The following is a 23,055-nucleotide window of genomic DNA, read 5'->3' as shown; positions in this document are numbered from 1 at the left end:
CGGGTTTTCCGTCTCCGCCGGATGGCGGTGGGTCAGGCGGCCTGGTGGCTGCGCTGAGCCAGATCCCGCAGCACGTAGTGCAGGATCCCGCCGTTGCGGAAATAGCCCCACTCGGTGGGTGTGTCGATGCGCACCCGTGCCTCGAAGCTCTTCACCTCGCCATCCGGCGTCACTGCCCGGACGGTGACCGAATCCGGCTCTGAATCGAGACTGCCGACGCTGAACGTCTCCTCGCCGGTCAGGCCAAGGCTTTCGGCATTCTCACCCTCGGCGAACTGCAGCGGAACCACGCCGAAGCCAACCAGGTTGGATCGGTGGATGCGCTCGTAGCTCTCGGCGATGACGAAGCGGACGCCCAGCAGCGCAGTGCCCTTGGCCGCCCAGTCACGACTCGAGCCGGTGCCGTACTCCTTGCCGGCCAGCACGACGAGCGGGGTGCCCTGCTCTTTGTAGCGCATCGCGGCATCGAAGATCGAGGTCTGCTCGCCGGTGGGGAAGAACGTGGTCCAGCTGCCCTGCGTGCCGGGTGCCAGCTGGTTTTTCAGCCGCACGTTGGCGAAGGTGCCGCGCATCATGACCTCGTGGTTGCCCCGCCGGGAGCCGTAGCTGTTGAAGTCCTGCGGCAGGATACCCAGCGAGCGCAGATATTCACCGGCGGGGCTGTCCGCCTTGATGGCGCCGGCCGGGGAGATGTGGTCGGTGGTGATTGAATCGCCCACCTTTACCAGGCAGCGTGCCTGCTTGATCTCCGAGATATCGCCCGGCTCCATGTCCATGCCCTCGAAGTAGGGGGGGTTGCGGACATAGCTCGAATCCGGCCACTCGTAGGTCTGGCCTTCCGGCGCCGGCAGCTCGCGCCAGGTCTTTGACCCTTCGAACACGTTGGCGTACTGCTCGCGGTACATCTTGTAGTTGATGTACTCCTCGATGATGTCCGAGATCTCTTTCTGGCTGGGCCAGATATCCTTGAGATACACCGGATTGCCATCGGCGTCGTACTCGAGGGGATCGTGGGCGATGTCCTTGGCGACGCTGCCGGCGAGGGCATAGGCCACCACCAGCGGCGGCGAGGCCAGATAGTTGGCCGGCACGTCCGGATGGATGCGGCCCTCAAAGTTCCGGTTGCCCGACAGCACGCCGGCGACATTCAGATCGCCCTCGCGGATGGCCTCACTGATCGGCTCGGGCAGAGGCCCGGAGTTGCCGATGCAGGTGGTGCAGCCAAATCCGACCACGTCAAAGCCGAGTGCCTGGAGCGGCTCCATCAGCCCGGCCTCGCCGAGATAGGCCGGCACCACCTGCGAGCCGGGCGCGAACGAGGTCTTCACCCACGGCTTGCTGGTCAGGCCGCGCTCGCGGGCCTTCTTGGCGACCAGCCCCGCGGCTACCAGCACGGCCGGGTTGGAGGTGTTGGTGCAGGAGGTGATCGCGGCGATGACGACATCGCCGTGCTTGAGCATGAACTCCTCCCCCTCGTTGTTGACCTTGATGGCGCCCTTCTCATGCCAGAGCGCCTGACCCGGGGCCGTGGAGCCGCCCTCGCCCTCGAAGCGGGCTTCTTCGGCATCGGGCATGGTGCCGCGAGCGGTGAGCTCCTCTTCGAGGTACTCGAGGAAGGCCGACTTGGCATTCGTCAGCGGGATCCGGTCCTGCGGCCGGCGCGGACCGGCGATGCTGGGTACGACGTCGCCCAGATCGAGCTCGACCACGTCGGTATATTCCGCCTCGCGCGAGCCGGTCTCGCGCCACATGCCCTGCTCGCGGGCATAGGCCTCGACCAGGTCGATGGTTTCCTGGTCACGCCCTGAGACGCGGAGATACTCGATGGTCTCCTTGTCGATCGGGAAAATGCCACAGGTCGCGCCGTACTCCGGCGCCATGTTGCCGATGGTCGCGCGGTCGGCGAGGGGCAGATTGTCGAGGCCGTCGCCGAAGAACTCGACGAACTTGCCGACGACGCCCTTCTTGCGGAGCTGCTCGGTCACGGTCAGGACCAGATCGGTGGCGGTCGCGCCTTCCCGCAGCTCGCCGCTGAGACGGAACCCGATCACTTCGGGGACCAGCATGGTGATGGGCTGGCCGAGCATGGCGGCCTCGGCCTCAATGCCGCCCACGCCCCAGCCCAGCACGCCAAGCCCGTTCACCATCGTGGTGTGCGAGTCGGTGCCGACCAGCGTGTCGGGGTAGGCCTGGGTGCCGTTTTCGGTTTCCTTGGTGAATACGCCCTTGGACAGGTACTCGAGGTTGACCTGATGCACGATGCCGGTACCGGGCGGAACCACGCGGAAGTTGGAGAAGGCCTTCTGACCCCAGCGCAGGAACTTGTAGCGCTCTTCGTTGCGCTTGAACTCGATCTTGCTGTTGAGATCGAGCGCATTGGACGTGCCGAAGTGATCCACCATGACCGAGTGGTCGATGACCAGATCCGCCGGCTCAAGGGGGTTGATCAGGTCGGGATTGCCGCCCAGGCGTTTCATCGCATCGCGCATCGCCGCCAGGTCCACGACGGCCGGCACACCGGTAAAGTCCTGGAGCACGACTCGCGCCGGCATGAATGACACCTGGTTGCCGGGCCCGCCATGCGGATCCCACTCAGCGATGGCCTTGATCTGCTCGGGACCGATGTTCTTGCCGTCCTCCTTGCGCAGCTGATTCTCGAGCAGCACCTTCAGCGAGAATGGCAGCCGGTCGATGTCGTACTGGTCCTTGAGCGCGTCGAGGCGGTAGATCTCGTACTGCTTGCCCTTGACGTCCAGTGTCCCGCGGGCATTGTAGCTATTGCTCATGACTTCCTCCCGGAATCGGCGTGCGCATCGTGCACGTCCTTTGTGTGGGGTCCGTCGACCCGTGTGAATCCATTATTTTACATGACCCGGCCGCCATGAGCATGCACTTTCAGCGACGCACGCCGGGGGTCACGCCGCGGCCTTCAGGGTCCGGGCCGTCTCGATGAGGGCACGACGCCCGAGCACCAGGCGCAGTCGGCCGCCGCCGTTCATCTGCCAGAGTCCCGCCGCCCGGATGGCCGCCAGCAGCAGGGCCCGGATCAGTGCCGCGTTGCGGCTGTCCTGCAGGTGGTGGGCATGTCCCTGAACCATGATCCGGGGCCTCAGCGGGCTGATGTGCTCGCTGTACAGGTCGCCCAGATGGTGGATGACGCTGTCATGGTCAATCTGGCCGAAATAATCCGCCTGGTGGCGCGTGCGCTCAAGTCCGGCGGCGAGGGCGGTCAGGCGGGCGCGGTCGCGACGCAGCCGCCGTTCCAGCTGCAGGACGGCGACCAGATAGCGCGTCAGGTGCATGGACTGCGGTTGGGCGAGATGGCTGATCAGCAGATCCAGCCCCCGCCGCAGCGAGGCATCGCCGCCGTAAAGGCCGGTCACGGAGCCGCTGTAATCGCCCAGCAGTCCGCGCAGGCAGGTGCGGGTGGCTTCGGCATCGTGCTGACCGCGATCGGCGATGTCGCGCACCCCGTCCAGCGCCTGAAAAACCGCTGCCATCGCCGCGGCACGGGCTTGCTCAGGCGACGCCAAGGATCGGGCTCCCCGCAGCCGGCAGCCGCGTCTGGATGATGCCGCCGCCCAGGCACAGCGATCCGTCATAGACCACCACCGACTGACCCGGGGCCACCGCCCGCTGGGGTTGATCAAAGTCGAGCTGCCGGCGACCGTCGTCCAGCGGTGTCAGCCAGCCCGGCTGATCCACCTGACGATGTCGCAGCCGGGCAGTGCAGCGGATCGGCTCCATCGGGCCGCGACCATCCACCCACTGCCACTGGTCGGCGATCAGCCCGTCGTTCTGCAGCGCCGGGTGGTCATGGCCCTGCACCACGATCAGCCGGTTGCCGGCCATGTCCTTGTCGGCGACGTACCAGGGCAGCCCGGGGTGCGCGGCACTGCCGCCCAGATTCAGGCCACGGCGCTGCCCCAGCGTGTAGAAGGCGAGGCCGTTGTGCTCGCCCAGGGTTTCGCCGTCCAGTGACACGATCGGCCCGGGGCGGCGATCGATGTAGCGCCCGAGGAATCCCTGGAAGTCGCGCTCGCCGATAAAGCAGATGCCCGTGCTGTCGGGTTTGTTGAAATTCTCGAAGCCGGCCTCGTCGGCGAGCCGCCGCACCTCGGGCTTGGTGCGCCCGGCGAGCGGAAACAGTGCGGCCTCGAGCTGGGTCTGCCCCAGTGTATACAGAAAGTACGTCTGATCCTTATCGGCATCGGCGGCGCGCTCGAGCGTGCGTGCGCCCGGCTCGCCCCCCACCCGGGCGTAGTGGCCGGTAGCCACCGCATCGGCACCCAGACGCCGGGCATGGTCAAGAAACGCCCGGAACTTGATACGCTGGTTGCACAGAATGTCGGGGTTCGGGGTTCGGCCGGCCTGGAACTCGCGCAGACAGTGGTCGAACACCTCGGTACGGTACTCGGCGGCAAAGTTCGCCCGATGCAGCGGGATACCGAGCGTATCCGCCACCTGGCGGGCATCGGCGAAATCGGCCTCGGCGGTGCAGTGGGTGTCGGTATCGTCGTCTTCCCAGTTCTTCATGAACAGGCCCTCGACCCGGTAGCCCTGTGCCTTCAACAGCCAGGCACTGACCGCGGAGTCGACACCGCCCGACAGACCGACAATGACGTGTGATGTGTGCTGCATGCTGAAATAATAACACTGGCGATGCGGCATGGACCTTTTACTCGCGGGTCAGTGTCCTCATATCCGTATAGGTAGCCTTGGGATGATCGGTTGATGACTGAAGAGAACGATCCGAAACGCGACGACGATTTATCGGTCGAAGAAGCTGAGCCGACCGTCAAGCAACCGCCGCTCTACCGCGTCGTGTTGCTCAACGATGACTACACGCCCATGGAGTTCGTGGTGGAAGTGCTCCAGACGTTTTTCCGCATGGACCGTGAGCAGGCCACGCAGGTGATGCTCCACGTCCATACCCGGGGCAAGGGCGTCTGCGGGGAGTTCAGCCGCGACGTGGCCGAAACCAAGGTGGATCAGGTCAATGACTATGCACGCGAAAATGACCACCCATTGATGTGCACGCTCGAGCCGGCCTGAGGGGCCGACCGGACCTGGGGTGACCGGGTTTTCCCAACAAGATTGTAAGTGAGATAGCGATGCTGAGCAAAGAGCTGGAATTCACGTTGAACCTCGCCTTCAAGGAAGCGCGTGACAAGCGTCATGAGTTCCTTACCGTGGAGCATCTTCTGCTCGCGCTGACCGATAACCCGGCGGCGCTCGAGGTGCTGCGTGCCTGCGAGGCCGATCTCGAGAGCCTGCGACAGGATCTTGAGGCGTTCCTCGACGAAACGACGCCGCTGCTGCCGGCCAACGACAACCGCGAGACACAGCCGACGCTGGGCTTCCAGCGGGTCCTGCAGCGGGCGATCCTGCATGTCCAGTCGTCCGGGAAAAAGGAAGTGAGCGGCGCCAACGTGGTGGTCGCGATCTTCAGCGAACAGGAGTCGCAGGCGGTGTACTTCCTGCACAAGCAGAACATCTCGCGGCTGGATGCGGTGAATTTCCTGTCCCACGGGATCTCGAAGAACGGCAGCGAGGAGGGCGGCGACGAGTCCGAGCCCTCCCGCGAGGATAGCGAGACCACCGAGGACGGCGAGAGCAGCAATCCGCTTGAGAGCTTTGCCACCAACCTCAACACGCGGGCCCGGCAGGGCCGGACCGATCCGCTGATCGGCCGCAAGTTCGAGGTTGAGCGCACCATCCAGATCCTCTGCCGGCGGCGCAAGAACAACCCGCTGTACGTCGGCGAGGCCGGTGTGGGCAAGACCGCCATTGCCGAGGGGCTGGCCAAGCTGATCGAGGACGGCGATGTGCCGGAGGTGCTCGCCGACTCGACGATCTACTCGCTCGACATGGGCGCGCTGGTGGCCGGCACCAAGTACCGCGGCGACTTTGAAAAGCGTCTGAAGGGGCTGCTCGCGCAGCTCAAAAAGCAGAAGCACGCGATCCTTTTCATCGACGAGATCCACACCATCATCGGCGCCGGATCGGCGTCAGGTGGCGTCATGGACGCGTCCAATCTGCTCAAGCCCATGCTGGCGAGCGGCGAGCTCAAGTGCATCGGCTCGACCACCTATCAGGAATTTCGGGGCGTCTTTGAAAAGGATCGGGCGCTGGCCCGGCGGTTCCAGAAGATCGATGTGGCCGAGCCCACGGTCGACGAGACGGTCCAGATCCTGCGCGGGCTCAAGGACCGGTTCGAAAAGCACCATGGCGTGCGCTTCACGAACCCTGCGCTCGAGTCGGCGGCGGAGCTGGCGGCGAAGTACATCAGCGACCGCTTCCTGCCCGACAAGGCCATCGACGTGATCGATGAAGCAGGTGCCAATCTGCGCCTGCTGCCGCCGTCGAAGAAGAAAAAGACGGTCAGTGTTTCGGATGTGGAGACGATCATCGCCAAGATCGCGCGGATTCCGCCCAAGCGGGTGTCCACATCGGACATGCGTCTGCTCGAGACCATCGAAAGGGATCTCAAGCGGACCATCTTCGGTCAGGACGAGGCCATCGATACGCTCGCGACCACCATCAAGATGTCCCGGGCTGGACTGCGCGACACCGGCAAGCCGGTGGGCAGCTTCCTGTTCGCCGGGCCGACCGGCGTCGGCAAGACCGAGGTCACCCGTCAGCTGGCCGAGACCATGGGCATCAACCTGATCCGGTTCGACATGTCGGAGTACATGGAGCGGCACACGGTCTCGCGCCTGATCGGGGCGCCGCCAGGGTATGTCGGTTTTGACCAGGGCGGTCTGCTGACCGAGGAAGTGCTCAAGCATCCGCACTCGGTGGTGCTGCTCGATGAGATCGAAAAAGCCCATCCGGATGTGTTCAATCTGCTGCTGCAGGTGATGGATCACGGCTCGTTGACGGATAACAACGGCCGTCATGCGGACTTCCGTAATGTGATCCTGGTGATGACCACCAACGCCGGGGCCGAGGAGCAGAGCCGGCGCACGATCGGCTTCACGCCGCAGGATCAGAGCAGTGATGCCATCGAAGTCATTCGCAAGCAGTTCACGCCCGAGTTCCGTAACCGGCTGGATGCCATCATTCAGTTCAACGGGCTGGCACCGGAGGTGATTCAGCGGGTGGCGGACAAGTTCATCCGCGATCTGCGCCATCAGCTGGCCCAGAAGCGGGTCACGTTGGATGTCAGCGATCCGGCCCGCAACTGGCTCGCTGAGCAGGGCTATGATCCCAAGATGGGTGCACGGCCAATGGCCCGCCTGATTCAGGACAAGCTCAAGCGGGCCCTGGCGGACGAACTGTTATTCGGCAAGCTGACGAATGGCGGGCATGTCCGGGTCGATCTGGATGAGACCGGCGAGTCGCTCGCGTTTCAGATCGACACGCCCGAGCCGGTCGAGTAGGCCGGCTTAGCGGGCCCGGAAGACGATGCGCCCCTTGTTGAGGTCATAGGGGGTCAGTTCGACGGTCACTTTGTCGCCGCGCAGGATCCGGATGTAGTGCTTGCGCATCTTGCCGGATATGTGGGCGGTGACGACGTGGCCGTTCTCGAGCTCGACACGAAACATGGTGTTGGGCATCACCTCGGTGATCGTGCCCTGCATGCGGATGTTCTCTTCCTTCGCCATTCAGCCTTTACTCTTCCTGATAAAACGCCTGATTCTACCCGAGGCGGGGTCGTTCACCAATCGCCGCAGGCCTCAGCCCTCGGCGATCCAGCCCTGGGGTGACAGCCGCTCGTGGGGATGGAAGCCGGTTTTATAGTCCATTCCCGGGCAGCCGGCAATCCAGTAACCCAGATAAAGCCAGTCGCGCTGGCGACGCCGCGCTTCCTCGATCTGTAGCAGGATGGCCAGCGTCCCCAGGCCGCGATGGGTGAGTTCGGGTTCGTAGAACGTATAGACCGCCGAAAAGGCCGCGCCGGTGTCGTCGGTGACGGCGACCCCCAGCAGCTGGTCACTGCCGGTCTGGCGCATCTCGAGAAATGCCGTGGGGCACCATTCCGAGGTCAGGTACTGCCAGTACAGATCGGCGTCGGCATCATCCATGCCGCCGCCGGGGTGCCGGGCCGATACGTAGCGGCTATAGAGCGCGAAGTGTTCGGCGGAATAGCGAAAGCCCACGTCGCGCAGGTAGACATCGGCATTGTCGCGGCGGCAGCGCCGGTGCCGGCGCCGCGGCTGGAAGCGCGCCACGGGGATGCGAATGCTCTGGCACAGCTGACAGCCGGGGCAGGCATTGCGGTAGAGATGCTCGCCACCACGCCGGAAGCCCTGGGCGAGCAGGGCGTCGTAGAGCTCGGCGGTGGGGGTGAGCCGCGGATCGACAAAGTCGAACTGCGAGGGCCGGTCATGGAGGTAGGGGCAGGGCCGGTAGCCCGTGCCGAACAGTCGGATCGATTGCGTCGGGGCGTCAGAGCCGGTCATCAGCCCCGCCAGTGACGCGTGACGTCGTCGCGCTCGATGGACAGCGTCCACGGCCCGAGGCGCGTGGCAGCGCGCTGGCTGGCGGCCAGCTGCAGCAGAAACCGTCGCCGGGGCAGCGTCTCGGCCCCCAGGCTCAGCAGATGGTCGGTGGGCATCTGGCAGTCAAGGAAATCGAACTGCCAGATATCCAGCTGGCAGAGCAGCCAGGCCAGCGCGATCTTGCTGCCGTTGGTGGCATGACTGAACATCGACTCACCAAAGAACGCGCGACCGGTGGATACTCCGTAGAGACCGCCAATGAGGCGATCATCGCGCCAGACTTCGATGGAGTGGGCAAGCCCGCGCTCATGCAGCCGGCAATAGGCATCGGCCATTTCCGGGGTTATCCAGGTGCCCGGCTGATCAAGCCGCGGCGCGGCGCAGGCGGCCACCACCGCTTCGAAGGCGGTATCCAGTGAGACATGGTGGTCGCACCGGCGGAGTTGCCGCTGCAGTGACCGGCTGACGTGGAATCGTGCCGGGACGATGATCGCGCGCGGGTCAGGGCTCCACCAGAGAATGGGCTCGCCGGGCGAATACCAGGGAAAAATCCCGCGTCGATAGGCCGACTCGAGGCGTTGCGGTGACAGCGTCGCACCAATGGCCAGCAGGCCTTCCGGGTCGGTCATGGCGCTGTCCGGGTCGGGCAGCGGCGTTGTCTCGTCGTCCGGCGCAAGCCAGGGAATGGGCAGTCGGGGCTCAGCCACGCGGCAGGGTTTCCAGTACGTCGGCGCGGTAGGGGCCTTCGGCAGTGAGGGTGTCGGCGTATTCGGCAACCGCTGGTCGCTCGCGGGCAAGAAAGTCGTCCACCGCCGCCTGAAACCGGTCGTCGCGCAGATGATGCGCCGAATGGGTCAGCACCGGCAGGAATCCCCGCGCCACCTTGTGCTCGCCCTGGGCGCCGGGTTCGAACCGATCCATGCCTTCACGGATGCAGTACTCGATGCCCTGGTAGTAACAGGCTTCGAAGTGCAGATCGTCATACTCCGCGGCGGCGCCCCAGTAGCGCCCATAGAGCGTGTCGTCGCTGCGCAGGCAGATCGCCGCGGCCACCGGCTCGTCGTCGGCCTCGGCCACGAAGGCCACCAGCCGGTCACCGAGTTGATCGCCGAGTTCGACAAAGCAGTCCCGGGTGATGACCGGCCGATTGCCGTGGGCGAGGAACGTATCGACGTAGAAACCGTGCAGGGCGGTCCAGAGCTCCGGCGACATCTCATCGCCGTGCAGCGTGCGCAGGGTCAGGCCCTGTTCGTCCACCCGGCGGCGCTCGCGGCGGATGTTCTTGCGCTTTTTGGCATTCAGACCGCCGAGAAAATCATCAAAGTCGTGGTAGCCGGCGTTGCGCCAGTGATACTGACAGCCATCCCGGCGCGAGTAGCCCGCCGCCTCCAGTTCAGCCATGTCAGCGTCGTTGGCGAACAGCCAGTGGACCGAACTGATGTCGAGGGCGTCCACCACCTGCCGGGCTCCGTCGGCGAGTGCCTGACGCGCCCCCTCCACCGGGTAGTCGTGGTTGATCAGCATGCGCGGGCCGTTTACCGGGCTGTAGGGCACTGCGATGATCAGCTTGGGGTAGTAGTCGAGGCCGTTGCGCTCATAGGCATGCGCCCAGGCGAAGTCGAAGACGAACTCGCCCCATGAATTGCCCTTGAGGTAGGCCGGCGCCGCGGCGACGAGTGTGTCGCCGTCTTCGAGGACCAGGTGATGCGGAACCCAGCCATTGTCCGCTGAGACCGCCCCATGGCGTTCGAGGGCCGCCAGGAATTCATGCCGCAGGAACGGGTTGTCGGTCCCCGTCAGCGCATTCCACCGCGCCGGCGCGATTTCGTCGATGGCCGATAAAGCTCTGATTTGCATGTCTGGACAGACCACGGTAAGCACCCGGAAGTGCCCACACCCATCGCTGCGAAAGGTCGACCGCCTACTGTACACTCAACGCCATGGCAGGCAAGACAACCGCACGGCGACTGACCGGGCCCGGCGGTCAGCACATCAGTCGGGTTCTCCGGGAGGCGGCCCTGCTGTTGCTGATGGCGGTGGCCGGTTTCCTGATGCTCTCGCTGCTGACGTACACGCCGGCCGACCCGGGCTGGAGTCAGTCCGGGCCGACCCGCGGTGTCGGTAACGCCGGCGGTGTGGTCGGCGCCTACTGGGCGGATCTCAGTCTCTACCTGTTTGGTTACCTCGCCTACCTGTTCCCCGTGCTGCTCGGCCTGCTGGCCACGCTCGTCTATCGCTGGCAGCGGCGTGACGGCGCCGTTCACTGGGGCATCATCGGGGTGCGGGTGGCTGGCTTCGTGATCACCCTGCTCGCCGGTGCGGCCGTGGCCCGCCTGCACATCGAGCCGGTGGCCGGCACCGTGCCGCTCAGTTCGGGGGGTGTGCTGGGCAATCTGGTCGGCGACTGGGGGCGCGAGGCCTTTAGCTTTACCGGTGCCACGCTGCTGGCACTGGCGGTGTTTCTGGCCGGGGTGACGCTGTTCACGGGGCTGTCGTGGATCTCGCTCATGGATCGGCTGGGTCAGCTGGTGCTGGCCCAGGGCAAATACCTGCTGGCGCTGCAGGGTGCGCTGCAGAGCGGAATCACCGCGCTGCGCTCGGCCGGCTCGCGGCAGGCCGCCCGATACGCCGAGCGGCGCCGTGACCGCCAGCGCCAGAAGCCCGCCATCGCGGCACCGGCCCCCGCGTCACCGGCCCCCGCCGCGCCTGCGCCCAAGCCCGCGCCGGCGCGGGCGGCGAGTGGCAATCGGGCCGAACAGCGCCAGCTTTTTGAGACGCCGCCGCCCAATGGTGGCCATCCGCCGGTGTCACTGCTGGATTCGCCCCAGGCCGAGCAGCCCGGTTACAGCCACGAGGCGCTCGAGGCGATGTCCCGGCTGGTTGAGACCAAGCTGGGGGATTTCGGTGTCGAGGTGGAGGTGGTCGCCGTTCAGCCCGGTCCGGTGATCACCCGTTTCGAGCTCAAGCCCGCGGCCGGGGTGAAAGTCAGTCAGATCAGCAATCTGTCCAAGGACCTGGCACGCGCCCTGTCGGTGACGGCGGTGCGCGTGGTGGAAGTCATTCCCGGCAAGTCGGTGGTGGGGCTCGAGATCCCCAACGAGCATCGTCAGGTCATCGCGCTGTCCGAGATCATTCGGGCGGATGCCTTCGAGAAGGCCGATTCGCCCCTCACGCTGGCGATCGGCAAGGACATCGGTGGTTATACCCAGGTGGTCGACCTGGCGAAGATGCCGCATCTGCTGGTGGCCGGCACCACCGGCTCGGGCAAGTCGGTGGGCATCAACGCCATGATCATCAGCATGCTTTATAAAAATGCCCCCGAGCAGGTGCGCATGATCATGATTGATCCGAAAATGCTCGAGCTCTCGGTGTATGACGGCATCCCGCACCTGCTGGCGCCGGTGGTCACGGACATGAAGGAGGCGGCGAATGCGCTGCGCTGGTGTGTCGGCGAGATGGAGCGGCGCTATCGCGTGATGTCGGCGCTGGGGGTGCGCAATATCGGCGGGGCCAACCGCCGGATCCGCGAGGCGCGGGATCGTGGTGAGCCGCTCACTGATCCGCTCTGGAACCTCGGGGGCGACCGGGTCGAGCCGACGCTGGATGGCGAGGCGCCGCAACCCCCGGTGCTCGAGCCCATGCCCTACACCGTGGTGGTGGTCGATGAATTCGCCGATATGATGATGATGGTCGGCAAGAAGGTCGAAGAGCTCATCGCGCGCCTGGCGCAGAAGGCCCGTGCTGCCGGCATTCATCTGATTCTGGCCACCCAGCGGCCGTCGGTGGACGTCATCACCGGGTTGATCAAGGCGAATATCCCCACGCGGATGGCCTTTCAGGTGTCCTCGCGGGTGGATTCGCGCACCATCCTTGATCAGATGGGGGCGGAGTCCCTGCTCGGGCATGGCGACATGCTGTACATGGGGCCCAGCAGTCGCGGCCTGCCCGAGCGGGTGCACGGCGCATTCGTCTCGGATGCCGAGGTGCATCGGGTGGCCGAGCATCTCAAGCAGAGCGGCTCGCCGGACTATGTCGACGGGATTCTGGACGAGGGCGGCGGGGACGCCGCCGGCGTCGGCGCCCTGCCGGGTGAAATGAACGCGGGCGTCGGCGAGTCGGACCCGCTCTACGACCAGGCGGTGCGAATCGTCACCGAGACCCGCAAAGCCTCGATCTCGGGGGTTCAGCGACGCCTCAAGGTGGGCTATAACCGCGCGGCCCGCCTGGTCGAGGAAATGGAGGCGGCCGGCATCGTCGGACCGCTACAGGCCAATGGCTCGCGCGAGGTGATCGCGCCACCACCGCCGGGGGATTGATGGACCGCAGAATCGACAACAGGATCCGGGGCTGCCTGATGGCCGTGCTCGGCGCCTGCGCAGCGCTGGCTGGCACAGCCGTGGCCGAGCCCGATACACCCACGCCGCTGGACCGGCTGGCGGCGTATTTCGAGTCGGTGGAAACCCTCGAGGGTGAGTTCCGCCAGACCACCCGTGACGAGGCCGGTACCGTGGTGGAAGAGGCCGCCGGGTCGTTTGTCATGGCCCGCCCCCAGCGCTTCATCTGGGACTACGACAAGCCCTGGGAACAGCTCATCGTGGCCGATGGCGAGCAGCTCTGGGTGCACGATGTCGCCCTCGAGCAGGTGGTGGTCCGGCCGCTGGACGACGCCCTGGGGGTGGGCGCCGCGCAGCTGCTGAGTGGCGATTTCGCCAACCTGAAAGACAATTTCGACCTGTCGGTGACCGACGACGGCCGGATTCGGATGCGACCCACCGATCCGGCGTGGAATTTCCAGCGCGTGCATCTCACGCTTGAGGACGGAGTGCCCGCCATCATCGAGGTCCAGGATGGCATGGGCCAGCGCGTGAGCGTTGAACTGCTCGCCATCGAGCGCAATCCAGACGTTGACTTTGAGCGTTTCGAATTCGAACCGCCCGAGGGCGTGGATGTGATGCAGGGCGCATGATCGACCGCACCCGTCCGCTGGCCGACCGCATGCGGCCGCGCCATGCGGATGAATTCGCCGGCCAGTCGCACCTGTTGGCCCCGGGTCGGCCGCTGGGGGAGGCGCTGGCGGCCGGCCGGCCGCACTCGATGGTCCTGTGGGGACCGCCGGGCACTGGCAAGACAACGCTGGCACGGATGGTCGCGACAGCGGCGGATGCGGAGTTTCTGACCCTCTCCGCAGTCATGGCCGGGGTCAAGGATATCCGCGAGTCGGCGGCCCGCGGTCGGGCCAACCGCGAGGCCGGACGTCAGACCCTGCTGTTCGTCGACGAGGTGCATCGCTTTAACAAGGCCCAGCAGGATGCCTTTCTGCCGTATATCGAGGACGGCACGCTGCTGTTCATCGGTGCCACCACTGAAAACCCCTCGTTCGAGCTCAACAACGCGCTGCTCTCCCGGGTGCGCGTCTATGTGCTGCGTACCCTCGAGCCCGAGGCCATCGGTCGGTTGATCGATGCGGCGATGGGGGATGCCGAGCGCGGCCTCGGGGATACGCCCCTGCAGCTCGACCCCGCGGCGCGCGAGGCACTGACCCAGCTGGCCGACGGTGATGCCCGCACGGCGCTGAGCCTGCTGGAGGTGGCCGCGGACCTGGTGGGCGACGACGGGGTCATCGGTGTGGACCGGGTCCGCGAGGCGGCGGCCGGCGGCCGGGCGCGCTTTGACAAGGGCGGGGATGCCTTCTACGACCTCATTTCGGCCCTGCACAAATCGGTGCGTGGCTCGGCACCCGACGCCGCACTGTACTGGTACGCGCGCATGCTCGAAGGCGGCTGCGATCCGCTGTACATCGCCCGTCGGGTGGTGCGCATGGCCTCGGAAGACATTGGCAATGCCGATCCGCGTGCCCTGCAGGTGGGCCTCGATGCGTGGCAGGCCCAGGAGCGGCTGGGCTCACCCGAGGGCGAACTGGCGATCGCCCACGCCATTACTTACATGGCCTCGGTGCCCAAGAGCAACGCCGTGTACAGCGCCTTCAACCAGGCCATGGCCGATGCCCGCAGCGAGGGGTCGCTCGAGGTGCCGGTGCATCTGCGCAATGCCCCCACCCGGCTGATGAAATCCCTCGGCTATGGGCATGCCTATCGGTATGCCCACGACGAGCCCCACGGCTACGCCGCCGGTGAGCAGTACCTGCCCGATGCACTGGCGGGGCGGCGCTACTACCAGCCCACCGAGCGCGGCCTCGAGCGCCGCATCGCCGACCGACTGGCATGGCTGGCCGAGCTGGATGAGGCGGCGGGGCGGCGCTGATTGGCTACGATGGCCATCGGGTTTCGCGTACACTTCGGCGGTCTTCTCGAGGAAGAGTCAGGCGATGGCATTTGTCGGTGAATATCTGGCGGTAGCCAGTGGCGGGGCGATTGGCGCGGCACTGCGCTACGGCGCCACGGCGGCGGTCCACGGCGTGCTGCCCCGGGCCTTTCCCTGGGGAACGCTGGCGGTGAACGTGGTCGGCAGCCTCCTGATCGGGGTGGCCTTCGTCCTGCTTGTGGAGCGGAGTCTGCCCGGCTCAAGCCTGCGGCTTTTCTTTGCCGTTGGCGTGCTGGGGGCGTTCACCACGTTTTCAACCTTCTCGCTAGACACCATCGCGCTGTACGAGGCCGGTGCCGGTCTGCAGGCGGCGGCCTATGTCCTGGCGAGCGTGACCACCTGCCTGCTGGCAACGCTCACGGGCATTCTCATCACCCGCAGTTTCTAGGACACGAGCCAATCGATGCTTGATCAAAAAACCCTCCGGCAGAATCCTGACGCGGTGGCCGAGCAGCTGGCGCGGCGCGGTCATGCCTTTGATGCCGAGCACTATGCCGGGCTCGAGGCGCGGCGCCGCGAGCTGCAGTCGCGCACCGAATCCCTCCAGCACGAGCGCAATGCCCAGTCGCGGGCGATCGGTCAGGCCAAGCAGGCCGGCGAGCCGGTGCAGCCTCTACTGGATGCGGTCGCTGATCTGGGTGAGGCGCTCAAGACCGCCCAGTCCGAGCTCGAGACCCTGCAGGCCGAGCTGCGCGCCATCCAGCTGGGACTGCCCAACCTGCCCCATGACACGGTGCCGCACGGTCGCGACGAGGCGGACAATATCGAGGTCCGACGCTGGGGCACGCCGCCAACCTTCGACTTCGAGGCCCGCGATCATGTCGAGCTCGGCGAGGCGCTGGGTGGCGGACTGGATTTTGCGGCAGGAGCGAAGCTGTCGGGGGCGCGTTTCGTGGTCATGCGCGGGGGCGTTGCAAGGCTGCACCGGGCACTCGCGCAGTACATGCTGGACGTGCATACCGAGCAGCATGGCTATCACGAAACCTATGTCCCCTACCTGGTGGGCGAAGAGGCGTTGACCGGGACCGGGCAGCTGCCCAAGTTTGATGAGGATCTGTTCTCCATCGCCGGGTTCGAGCCGTCGCTGCGGCTGATTCCCACCGCCGAGGTGCCGCTCGCCAACCTGGCGGCCGGCGAGATCATCGAGGCCGATCAACTGCCGCTGGGTTATGTCTGTCACAGCCCCTGCTTTCGTTCCGAGGCCGGCTCCTACGGGCGTGATACCCGCGGCATGATCCGCCAGCATCAATTCGACAAGGTCGAGCTGGTGCAGCTGACCCGTCCGGACGACTCCTACGCGGCCCTCGAGCGGCTGACCCGGCATGCCGAGATCATCCTCCAACAGCTCGCACTGCCGTATCGGGTGGTCACGCTCTGTGGCGGCGACATGGGCTTCGCGGCCGCCAAGACCTACGACATCGAAGTCTGGCTGCCCGGTCAGGCGAGCTACCGGGAGATCTCCTCCTGCAGCAATACCGAGGCTTTCCAGGCGCGCCGCATGCAGGCGCGCTGGCGCCACCCCGATACCGGTCGTCCCGAGCCGTTGCACACCCTGAACGGCTCGGCGCTGGCGGTGGGGCGTTGCCTGGTGGCGGTGCTCGAGAACTACCAGCGGGCCGATGGCCGTGTGGCCATCCCCGCCGTGCTCCAGCCCTATATGGGCGGGTGCGAGTGGCTGACACCATGAGTCGGGATGTCGACGCGGCCATTCGCGGCTGGCGCGAACAGACCATTCCGGCGGCTGGCGAGCCCGACTCGCTGCTCGCCTACCGCTGGTTCGGCTCAGTGCGGGCCGTGGTCGAGGCCGAGTCGGATTATCTGGTCCTGATGCGCATCGAGACCGATCCGGCCTCGCGGGGCCGCGGCGAGGCGAGTCAGGCGCTGGAGTGGCTGAAAACGCTGTGCGATCGCCATGGCGTGACGCTGCTCGGGCAGGCCAACGTCGACGAGGCGGGCGGCCTGGCGCAGACCGCGCTGCTCGACTGGTATGCCCGGCACGGGTTTGAAATCGATACCAGCCGCCGCGGCGGGCCGCTGGTCTGGTATCCGCGCCGTCCGGCGCCGGCTGACTAGCGCGGCGACGCCGTGGCCGGTCGCAGGCCGATGCGCCCGTCCGGCCCCAGCACCCGGCGCTGCAGCCAGCCCAGCAGAAGCCCGTAGGCGGGCAGGAACAGCAGCAGCGAGATGCCCAGCTTCATGGCATAGTCCACCGCCGCGATCTCCGGCCAGTGGGCGGCCATGAAGGGGTCGGGGCTGCGGTAGAAGGCAATGCCGAAGAACGCCACGGTGTCGGCGAGATTGCCGAACAGGGTGGAAACCGCCGGAGCCACCCACCAGCGGGCCGAGGCCCGCAGGCGATCGAACAGCTGGATGTCGAGCAGCTGGCCGAGGGCATAGGCCATGAAACTGGCGATGGCGATCCGGCCGACGAAGCTGTTGAGCGTGAGCAGCGCCTCGCTCCCCTGGAAGCTGCCCTGCTGGAACAGCACGCCAAGTGCATACGACACCACGAGTGCCGGGCCCATGGCAAAAAAGATGATCCGCCGGGCGGCGTACTTGCCGAAGGTCCGTACCGTCAGGTCCGTGGCAAGGAAAATGAAAGGAAACGAGAACGCGCCCCAGGTGCTCTGCACCCCGAGAAGTGTCACCGGTAGCTGCACCAGGTAGTTGCTGGCGGCGATGATGGCGATATGCGCCCCGGCAAGCACCAGCAGGGCGCGGCGATACTGTTCAGGAGTGACCATTTTCATGGGTACGGAGTATAGCAGCCCGACAGCGCCACGCACGCCCGGGGCGGCGCGCCGGCGCGTGATGGCGCTGGCATGGCCGCTGATCGTGTCCAACCTGACGGTGCCGCTGCTGGGCCTGGTCGACACCGCGGTGGTCGGTCACCTGTCCGACAGCCGATATCTGGGCGGGGTGACGCTGGGCGCGACGCTGTTCAGTTTCCTCTACTGGGGGTTCGGCTTTCTGCGCATGGGCACGACGGGTCTGGCGGCCCAGGCCTGCGGGCGGCAGGATCAGGACGATCTCATCCGGCTGCTGGGACAGAGCCTGATGCTGGCAGCGGTGATTGGTCTGGCGCTGATCGCCCTGCATCCGCTGTTGATCCCCGCAGGCCTCGCGCTGCTCGACGGAAGCGCGGCGGTCACCGCCGAGGCCGATACCTACGCCCGCATCCGCATACTGAGCGCGCCGGCCGTGCTGGCCAACTATGCGCTGATCGGCTGGTTTCTGGGGCGCGGCTACAGTCGCATCACCCTGGTGCTGATGATCGTCAACAATGTGGCCAATATCCTGCTCGACCTGCTATTCGTGGTGGGACTTGGCATGACCACCGACGGCGTCGCGCTTGCCAGCGTGATGGCCGACTACCTGGCGCTGATCGTTGGGGCCGGCTGGGCATTGCATGCCTGGCGGGGCTGGGGGTGGCGCCGGGTGACCGGTGTCTTTGGCCCCGTCGCGGGGTATCGGCGGTTGCTGGGGGTGAACGCGGCGCTTTTCATTCGCACGCTGTGCCTGCTGTTCGCGTTCGCCTTCTTCCACTCCCAGGGCGCGCAGCTGGGGGATGTCACCCTGGCGGCGAACGCGGTGCTGCTGCAGTTCGTGTTGCTTGCCTCCTACGGACTTGACGGGTTCGCGCATGCCACCGAGTCACTGGTGGGCCAACAGATCGGCGCCGATGACGAGGCCGGCTTCCGACGGGTGGTGCGGGCCGCGCTGGAATGGTCGCTGGCGACCGCGATGCTGGCGAGTCTGGGCTTTGCGCTGGGGGGCGAGGCGCTGATCCGGCTGCTCACCGATCTTCCCGATGTGCGGGCCATGGCCGAGCGCTTTCTGCCCTGGATGGTGGCCATGCCATTGCTGGCGGTGGCCAGTTATCTGCTTGATGGCATTTTCATTGGGGCGACACGAACCCGAGCCATGCGGGACACCATGGTGGTGGCGGTGGTGGCCGGTTATCTGCCGGTCTGGTGGCTGTCGCAGCCCCTGGGCAACCATGGCCTGTGGCTGGCCTTCGTGAGTTTTACCCTGGCCCGCGGTGTACTGCTGGGTGCGGTGTTCTGGCGCAGCTGGCGGCATCGCACCTGGTTTGCCGCAGCGCTGGACGCCTGACGCCTAGAGCATCGCGAGCAGCGCGGTCAGCAGCGCATCGTTCTGGGCCGGGGTTCCGACGCTGATGCGCAGATGATCGCGCAGCCGCGGGGTGTCGAAATGGCGCACCAGGATGCCCTGGTCCTTGAGCCCGGCGTACAGCTGCGCGGCGCCGGCCGCAGCGCCCTCAGGCACCCCCGCCAGGCAGAAGTTCGCCTGGCTGTCGGGCACCGTGAAGCCCGCCTCGCGCAGGGTCCCGGTCAGGCGCTGGCGTTCATCACGCACCGCCGCCCAGCTGGCCCGGGCGCTGGATTGATCCGCCAGCGCGGCGGCGCCCAGGTGATCAGCCACCGCATCGACGCTGTAGCTGTCCCGGGTCTTGGTGGCGATCGGCTCGATCAGGCCAGCCGGGCCGATGCCGTAGCCAAGCCGCAGTCCGGCCAACGAATAGCCCTTGGACAGCGTCCGCAGAATCATCAGGTTGTCGTGCCGGTGGATCAGGGCGGTGACATCGTGATCGGGGTCGGCGAAGTCCACGTAGGCCTCGTCCACCAGCAGCACGCCCTGCAGCGCGTCGGCCAGGGCGCTGATGACATCCGCGGCAAGCAGCCGTCCACTGGGGGCGTGAGGATTGACCAGCAGCGTCAGGGGTACGCCGGCACGGTTCATTTCGGCGGCAAATTCCGCCGGCGGCGCCCAGTCGCTGTCCAGTGCCACCCGGTGCACCGGGCTGTCGTGAATCGCGGCCAGCACGGGGTAGAGGGAATAGCTGGGCTCGGCGATGCCGATGGGCTGCCCGGGCGGGACGAATGTGGTGATGGCAAGCCGCAGCAGTTCGTCGCCACCGTTGGTGGCCACCAGCTGGTTCCGGTTCACGCCATGCAGCGCCGCCGCCTCGTTCATCACCGCTGCCGCGCCGGGGGAGGGGTAGCGGCGCAGGGCCTCGGCGCCGATCGTTGTCAGCGCCTCCATGACCCGGGGCGAGGGCGGCCACGGGTTCTCGTTGGTGTTGAGCTTGATGACGCCCGCGTCGGTGGGCTGCTCGCCGGGCACGTAACCCGCCATACGGCGGATGATGTCGCGTTCGTAAGTCATGGAGGCATCATACCGCCGGCATTGACGGGCGTCAGCGCCGACCCGGCCGTGATGGGCTGAAAAACCCGCCCGAGACCGCTATCATTGTGGACCAATAAGGTCCTGATCCACGATTGCGCCTGGAGTATCCAACAGTGGCAGCGTCTGCGCGTTCGCTCTCGTTCTTCCCCCGCCTGCTTCTCGCCTCGCGGCGCATGAGCATCTGGACGATCATGATGCTCACGATCGCGCTGCTGGTCTCGCTGCCGGTGCTCACGGTGCTGGCGCATGTGTTCGTACCCGCGCCGGATGTGTGGGCGCACCTGGCGACCACGGTGCTGCCGCGTTATCTGCTCAACACCGTGGGTCTGGTGCTGGGCGTGGGTATCGGTGTGCTGGTGCTGGGGGTGGGTACGGCATGGCTGGTGGTGATGTGCCGGTTCCCCGGCCAGCGCCTGTTCGAGTGGGCGCTGCTCCTGCCGCTGGCGGTGCCGACTTACGTCATCGCCTATGCCTACACCGACTTCCTGCAGTTTGCCGGGCCGCTACAGAGCCTGCTGCGGGACCTGTTCGGCTGGAGTGCGGGCGACTACTGGTTTCCGCCGGTGCGCTCGCTGGGTGGGGCGATCGCCCTGCTGTCCCTGGTGCTCTATCCCTATGTCTATCTGCTCACGCGCGCGGCGTTCCTCGAGCAGTCCGTCTGTGTGCTTGAGGTGGGCCGCACGCTGGGGCGCGGGCCGTGGCGGCTGTTCAGCACCATCGCCATTCCGCTGGCGCGGCCGGCCATCGCCGGGGGCGCCGCGCTTGCGCTGATGGAAACGCTCAATGAGTTCGGCGCCGTGCAGTTCTTCGCCCTCGATACCTTCACCACTGGCATCTACCGGACCTGGTTCGGGCTGGGCGAGCGTACCGCGGCGGCCCAGCTCGCGGGGGTGCTGCTGCTGTTCGTGCTGGCGCTGCTGCTGATCGAGCGCATCTCGCGCGGCAGGGCACAGTACTTTCATACCTCCAGTCGCTACCGCGAACTGCCACAGTATGAGCTGCGGGGCGCGCGGCGCTGGCTGGCGGTGGCGGGCTGCGGGCTGCCGGTGGTGCTGGGCTTTGTCCTGCCGGCGCTGCTGCTGCTCGAGATGAGCCTGACCAACGGTGATGGGCGGCTCGGCTGGGCGTTTCTGCCCTACATCTTCAACAGTGTCAGCCTGGCCACCGCGGCCGCACTGGGCGCGGTCGGCCTGGCGGTGCTATTGTCCTACGGCGTGCGGCTGGCGCCCTCGCCCCTCACCGAGGCGGCGGTGCGGGTCTCCGCGATGGGCTACGCCGTGCCGGGCGCCGTCATCGCCGTGGGCATCCTCATCCCGCTGGGCTGGATGGATCAACAGCTCTATGCGCTGTTCCGCGGCGAGTTCGGCTGGGATGTCGGTCTGCTGCTCACCGGCAGTGGCGTGGCGCTGGTGTATGCCTATCTGGTGCGCTTTCTGGCGGTGTCCTACAACGCGGTCCAGGCCAGTCTGACCAAGGTCACGCCCACCATGGATGCCGCGTCGCGCACTCTGGGCAAGACCGCCGGCGGGACCCTGCGCCGGGTGCATGCGCCGATCATGCGCGGCAGTCTGCTGGGCGCCGGTATCCTGGTGTTCGTCGACGTTATGAAAGAGCTGCCGGCGACCATCATTCTGCGGCCCTTCGACTTCACCACACTGGCGGTGCGCTCCTACGAGCTGGCCTCGGATGAACGCCTCAGTCAGTCGTCCACGGCGTCACTGGCGATCGTGCTGGTGGGGATCGTCCCGGTGATTCTGCTCAGCCGCGCCATGCGGCATTCCCGGCCCGGATCGGCCGACTCGGATCACTGATCAGGCCGCAAAGACGAACGTCTGACTGGGGTCGAGGTGGATATCGATGGGCTCGTCGCGCTGGGGCAGGAAAACCCCGGGCATGTGGGCATGCATGTGGAATTCATCATTGCCCTGGTGCACACACAGGTGAATGAAGCTGGCCCCGCCCAGCAGCCGCGACATGAGGACATGGCTGTGGCTGTGATCCATGGGGCCTGAGCGTTTCTCAACGCTGAGCGCCTCCGGGCGGATCAATACCTGGGCATTGGTGCCCTCCGCCAGGTGGCCTGCATCCACAGGGCCCAGCGGGGTCGCGACCTGACCGTCCGTGACCACCCCGCGGACCTCGTTCACATCCCCGAAAAAGCGCACCACGAAGGGATCCTGCGGGTTGCAGTAGATCTCGGTCGGCGTGCCCTGCTGGACGATCCGGCCGTCGCGCATGACGGCGATCCGGTCGGCCATGAACAGGGCTTCCTCCGGGTCATGGGTGACCAGCAGCGTTGCGGTGCCGTTGCGCTTGAGCAGGTGCAGCGTGTCGTCGCGGATGCGGTCACGAAGACGCGCATCAAGGCCCGAGAACGGCTCGTCGAGGAGCATGATCCGCGGCGATGGGGCCAGCGCGCGGGCCAGCGCGACGCGCTGTTGCTGCCCGCCGGACAGGACATGCGGGAAGCTCTCTGCAAAGGGCGCGAGCCCCAGCTGGGCGAGCAGGGCGCGGGAACGCTGCTCGCGCTCGCGCGCCGACATTCTGGGCAACCCGAAGCCCACATTGTCGAGAACGCTCAGGTGCGGGAACAGCACGGCGTCCTGAAAGACAAGACCGACCTGGCGCTGCTCCGGCGGGGTCCAGGTGCTGTCACTGGCGTCGGACATCAGCGTGTTGCCAATCCGTACCCGACCGGCCTGGGGACGCTCCAGCCCGGCGGCGAACCGCAACAGGGTCGTCTTGCCGCATCCCGATGGGCCGAGCAGGCAAAGCAGTTCCTCAGGCTCGACGCTCAGGTTGATGTCGTCGGCCGCGGTCACGGTATCGAACTGATGACTGATCCCCTCGAGCTGGAGGGCCTCGCCGGACGGCGTCGGGCAGGGGGCCTGTACGCCGGCGACGCCACCGGCGGGAAACCGGGAGACAAGATCGTTCTGCTGTGCGCTCATACCGGGAGTTTCGGTCATCACCCGGCGTTTTTGCAAGCGATTCTCATTGGCGGTTGACGGGGGGCGATGGGTTCGGTTTAATCGCTTTCAAGTTGCGAATGGTTCGCATCCGCATTTAACTCGGC

Annotated in this window: 20 protein-coding genes; 10 read left to right on the top strand and 10 right to left on the bottom strand. The window is 66.3% G+C overall.

The features are described from left to right. Positions 1 to 32: 32 nt before the first annotated feature. The 3 genes from acnA to mnmA form a co-directional block, all read right to left on the bottom strand. A complete protein-coding gene (gene acnA / locus BBH56_RS05890; protein WP_148122248.1) occupies positions 33 to 2,786 on the bottom strand; it encodes an aconitate hydratase AcnA in 2,754 nt (917 codons plus the stop codon). 129 nt (positions 2,787 to 2,915) lie between these two features. Next, a complete protein-coding gene (hflD, locus tag BBH56_RS05885; RefSeq protein WP_198515194.1) occupies positions 2,916 to 3,533 on the bottom strand; it encodes a high frequency lysogenization protein HflD in 618 nt (205 codons plus the stop codon). Further along, positions 3,520 to 4,641: a tRNA 2-thiouridine(34) synthase MnmA gene (mnmA, locus tag BBH56_RS05880; RefSeq protein WP_069134279.1), complete on the bottom strand. Its 1,122-nt coding sequence runs from the start codon at positions 4,639 to 4,641 to the stop codon at positions 3,520 to 3,522. The genes hflD and mnmA overlap by 14 nt, the downstream gene beginning before the upstream one ends. 93 nt (positions 4,642 to 4,734) lie before the next feature. On the opposite strand from mnmA, the gene clpS reads away from it, so the two are divergent. Continuing rightward, positions 4,735 to 5,055: an ATP-dependent Clp protease adapter ClpS gene (clpS, locus tag BBH56_RS05875; protein ID WP_148122246.1), complete on the top strand. Its 321-nt coding sequence runs from the start codon at positions 4,735 to 4,737 to the stop codon at positions 5,053 to 5,055. 59 nt (positions 5,056 to 5,114) lie between these two features. After that, positions 5,115 to 7,385: an ATP-dependent Clp protease ATP-binding subunit ClpA gene (clpA, locus tag BBH56_RS05870; protein WP_148122245.1), complete on the top strand. Its 2,271-nt coding sequence runs from the start codon at positions 5,115 to 5,117 to the stop codon at positions 7,383 to 7,385. Between the two features lie 6 nt (positions 7,386 to 7,391). Here the strand turns inward: clpA and infA are convergent, their stop codons facing one another. The 4 genes from infA to BBH56_RS05850 form a co-directional block, all read right to left on the bottom strand. After that, the gene (gene infA / locus BBH56_RS05865; RefSeq protein ID WP_110882994.1) at positions 7,392 to 7,610 is read right to left on the bottom strand and encodes a translation initiation factor IF-1; all 219 of its coding nucleotides are present in this window, start codon (positions 7,608 to 7,610) and stop codon (positions 7,392 to 7,394) included. A gap of 72 nt (positions 7,611 to 7,682) precedes the next feature. Next, positions 7,683 to 8,408, bottom strand: coding sequence for an arginyltransferase (locus BBH56_RS05860; RefSeq protein ID WP_198515193.1), 726 nt, complete (start codon positions 8,406 to 8,408; stop codon positions 7,683 to 7,685). Then, on the bottom strand, positions 8,408 to 9,154 hold the full coding sequence (aat, locus tag BBH56_RS05855) for a leucyl/phenylalanyl-tRNA--protein transferase (protein ID WP_148122244.1): 747 nt from the start codon (positions 9,152 to 9,154) through the stop codon (positions 8,408 to 8,410). Before aat ends, BBH56_RS05860 begins: the two co-directional genes overlap by 1 nt. Further along, positions 9,147 to 10,304 (bottom strand): GNAT family N-acetyltransferase, encoded by a 1,158-nt coding sequence (locus BBH56_RS05850; RefSeq protein WP_148122243.1) that lies wholly within the window; start codon positions 10,302 to 10,304, stop codon positions 9,147 to 9,149. Before BBH56_RS05850 ends, aat begins: the two co-directional genes overlap by 8 nt. Before the next feature lie 83 nt (positions 10,305 to 10,387). On the opposite strand from BBH56_RS05850, the gene BBH56_RS05845 reads away from it, so the two are divergent. The 6 genes from BBH56_RS05845 to BBH56_RS05820 all read left to right on the top strand — a co-directional run bounded on the left by BBH56_RS05845 (position 10,388) and on the right by BBH56_RS05820 (position 16,841). Continuing rightward, positions 10,388 to 12,763 (top strand): DNA translocase FtsK, encoded by a 2,376-nt coding sequence (locus tag BBH56_RS05845; RefSeq protein WP_148122242.1) that lies wholly within the window; start codon positions 10,388 to 10,390, stop codon positions 12,761 to 12,763. Continuing rightward, complete coding sequence (gene lolA / locus BBH56_RS05840; RefSeq protein ID WP_110882998.1) at positions 12,763 to 13,413, top strand: outer membrane lipoprotein chaperone LolA; 651 nt, start codon at positions 12,763 to 12,765, stop codon at positions 13,411 to 13,413. Before BBH56_RS05845 ends, lolA begins: the two co-directional genes overlap by 1 nt. Further along, positions 13,410 to 14,708: a replication-associated recombination protein A gene (locus tag BBH56_RS05835; RefSeq protein WP_148122241.1), complete on the top strand. Its 1,299-nt coding sequence runs from the start codon at positions 13,410 to 13,412 to the stop codon at positions 14,706 to 14,708. The genes lolA and BBH56_RS05835 overlap by 4 nt, the downstream gene beginning before the upstream one ends. A gap of 64 nt (positions 14,709 to 14,772) precedes the next feature. Then, positions 14,773 to 15,156: a fluoride efflux transporter CrcB gene (crcB, locus tag BBH56_RS05830; RefSeq protein ID WP_110883000.1), complete on the top strand. Its 384-nt coding sequence runs from the start codon at positions 14,773 to 14,775 to the stop codon at positions 15,154 to 15,156. A gap of 15 nt (positions 15,157 to 15,171) precedes the next feature. After that, positions 15,172 to 16,455, top strand: a complete 1,284-nt coding sequence (serS, locus tag BBH56_RS05825; RefSeq protein ID WP_148122240.1) for a serine--tRNA ligase — start codon at positions 15,172 to 15,174, stop codon at positions 16,453 to 16,455. Next, the gene (locus BBH56_RS05820; RefSeq protein ID WP_157809111.1) at positions 16,452 to 16,841 is read left to right on the top strand and encodes an N-acetyltransferase; all 390 of its coding nucleotides are present in this window, start codon (positions 16,452 to 16,454) and stop codon (positions 16,839 to 16,841) included. The genes serS and BBH56_RS05820 overlap by 4 nt, the downstream gene beginning before the upstream one ends. On the opposite strand, the gene BBH56_RS05815 is transcribed toward BBH56_RS05820, so the two are convergent. Next, on the bottom strand, positions 16,838 to 17,512 hold the full coding sequence (locus BBH56_RS05815) for a 7-cyano-7-deazaguanine/7-aminomethyl-7-deazaguanine transporter (RefSeq protein ID WP_318262509.1): 675 nt from the start codon (positions 17,510 to 17,512) through the stop codon (positions 16,838 to 16,840). The genes BBH56_RS05820 and BBH56_RS05815 overlap by 4 nt on opposite strands. A gap of 4 nt (positions 17,513 to 17,516) precedes the next feature. On the opposite strand from BBH56_RS05815, the gene BBH56_RS05810 reads away from it, so the two are divergent. Beyond that, positions 17,517 to 18,884: an MATE family efflux transporter gene (locus tag BBH56_RS05810; RefSeq protein WP_148122238.1), complete on the top strand. Its 1,368-nt coding sequence runs from the start codon at positions 17,517 to 17,519 to the stop codon at positions 18,882 to 18,884. A 3-nt stretch (positions 18,885 to 18,887) separates the two neighbouring features. On the opposite strand, the gene hisC is transcribed toward BBH56_RS05810, so the two are convergent. After that, a complete protein-coding gene (gene hisC, locus BBH56_RS05805; protein WP_148122237.1) occupies positions 18,888 to 19,958 on the bottom strand; it encodes a histidinol-phosphate transaminase in 1,071 nt (356 codons plus the stop codon). A 134-nt stretch (positions 19,959 to 20,092) separates the two neighbouring features. Between hisC and BBH56_RS05800 the strand changes: the two genes are divergently transcribed. After that, positions 20,093 to 21,790: an ABC transporter permease gene (locus BBH56_RS05800; protein ID WP_318262508.1), complete on the top strand. Its 1,698-nt coding sequence runs from the start codon at positions 20,093 to 20,095 to the stop codon at positions 21,788 to 21,790. On the opposite strand, the gene BBH56_RS05795 is transcribed toward BBH56_RS05800, so the two are convergent. After that, positions 21,791 to 22,930 (bottom strand): ABC transporter ATP-binding protein, encoded by a 1,140-nt coding sequence (locus BBH56_RS05795; protein WP_144348207.1) that lies wholly within the window; start codon positions 22,928 to 22,930, stop codon positions 21,791 to 21,793. Positions 22,931 to 23,055: the final 125 nt, after the last annotated feature.

The sequence above is a fragment of the Spiribacter roseus genome, assembly GCF_002813635.1.
Lineage (GTDB): Bacteria > Pseudomonadota > Gammaproteobacteria > Nitrococcales > Nitrococcaceae > Spiribacter > Spiribacter roseus.
The sequence above is the reverse complement of the archived record's forward strand: the minus strand, read 5'-3'. Positions and strand labels throughout refer to the sequence as shown.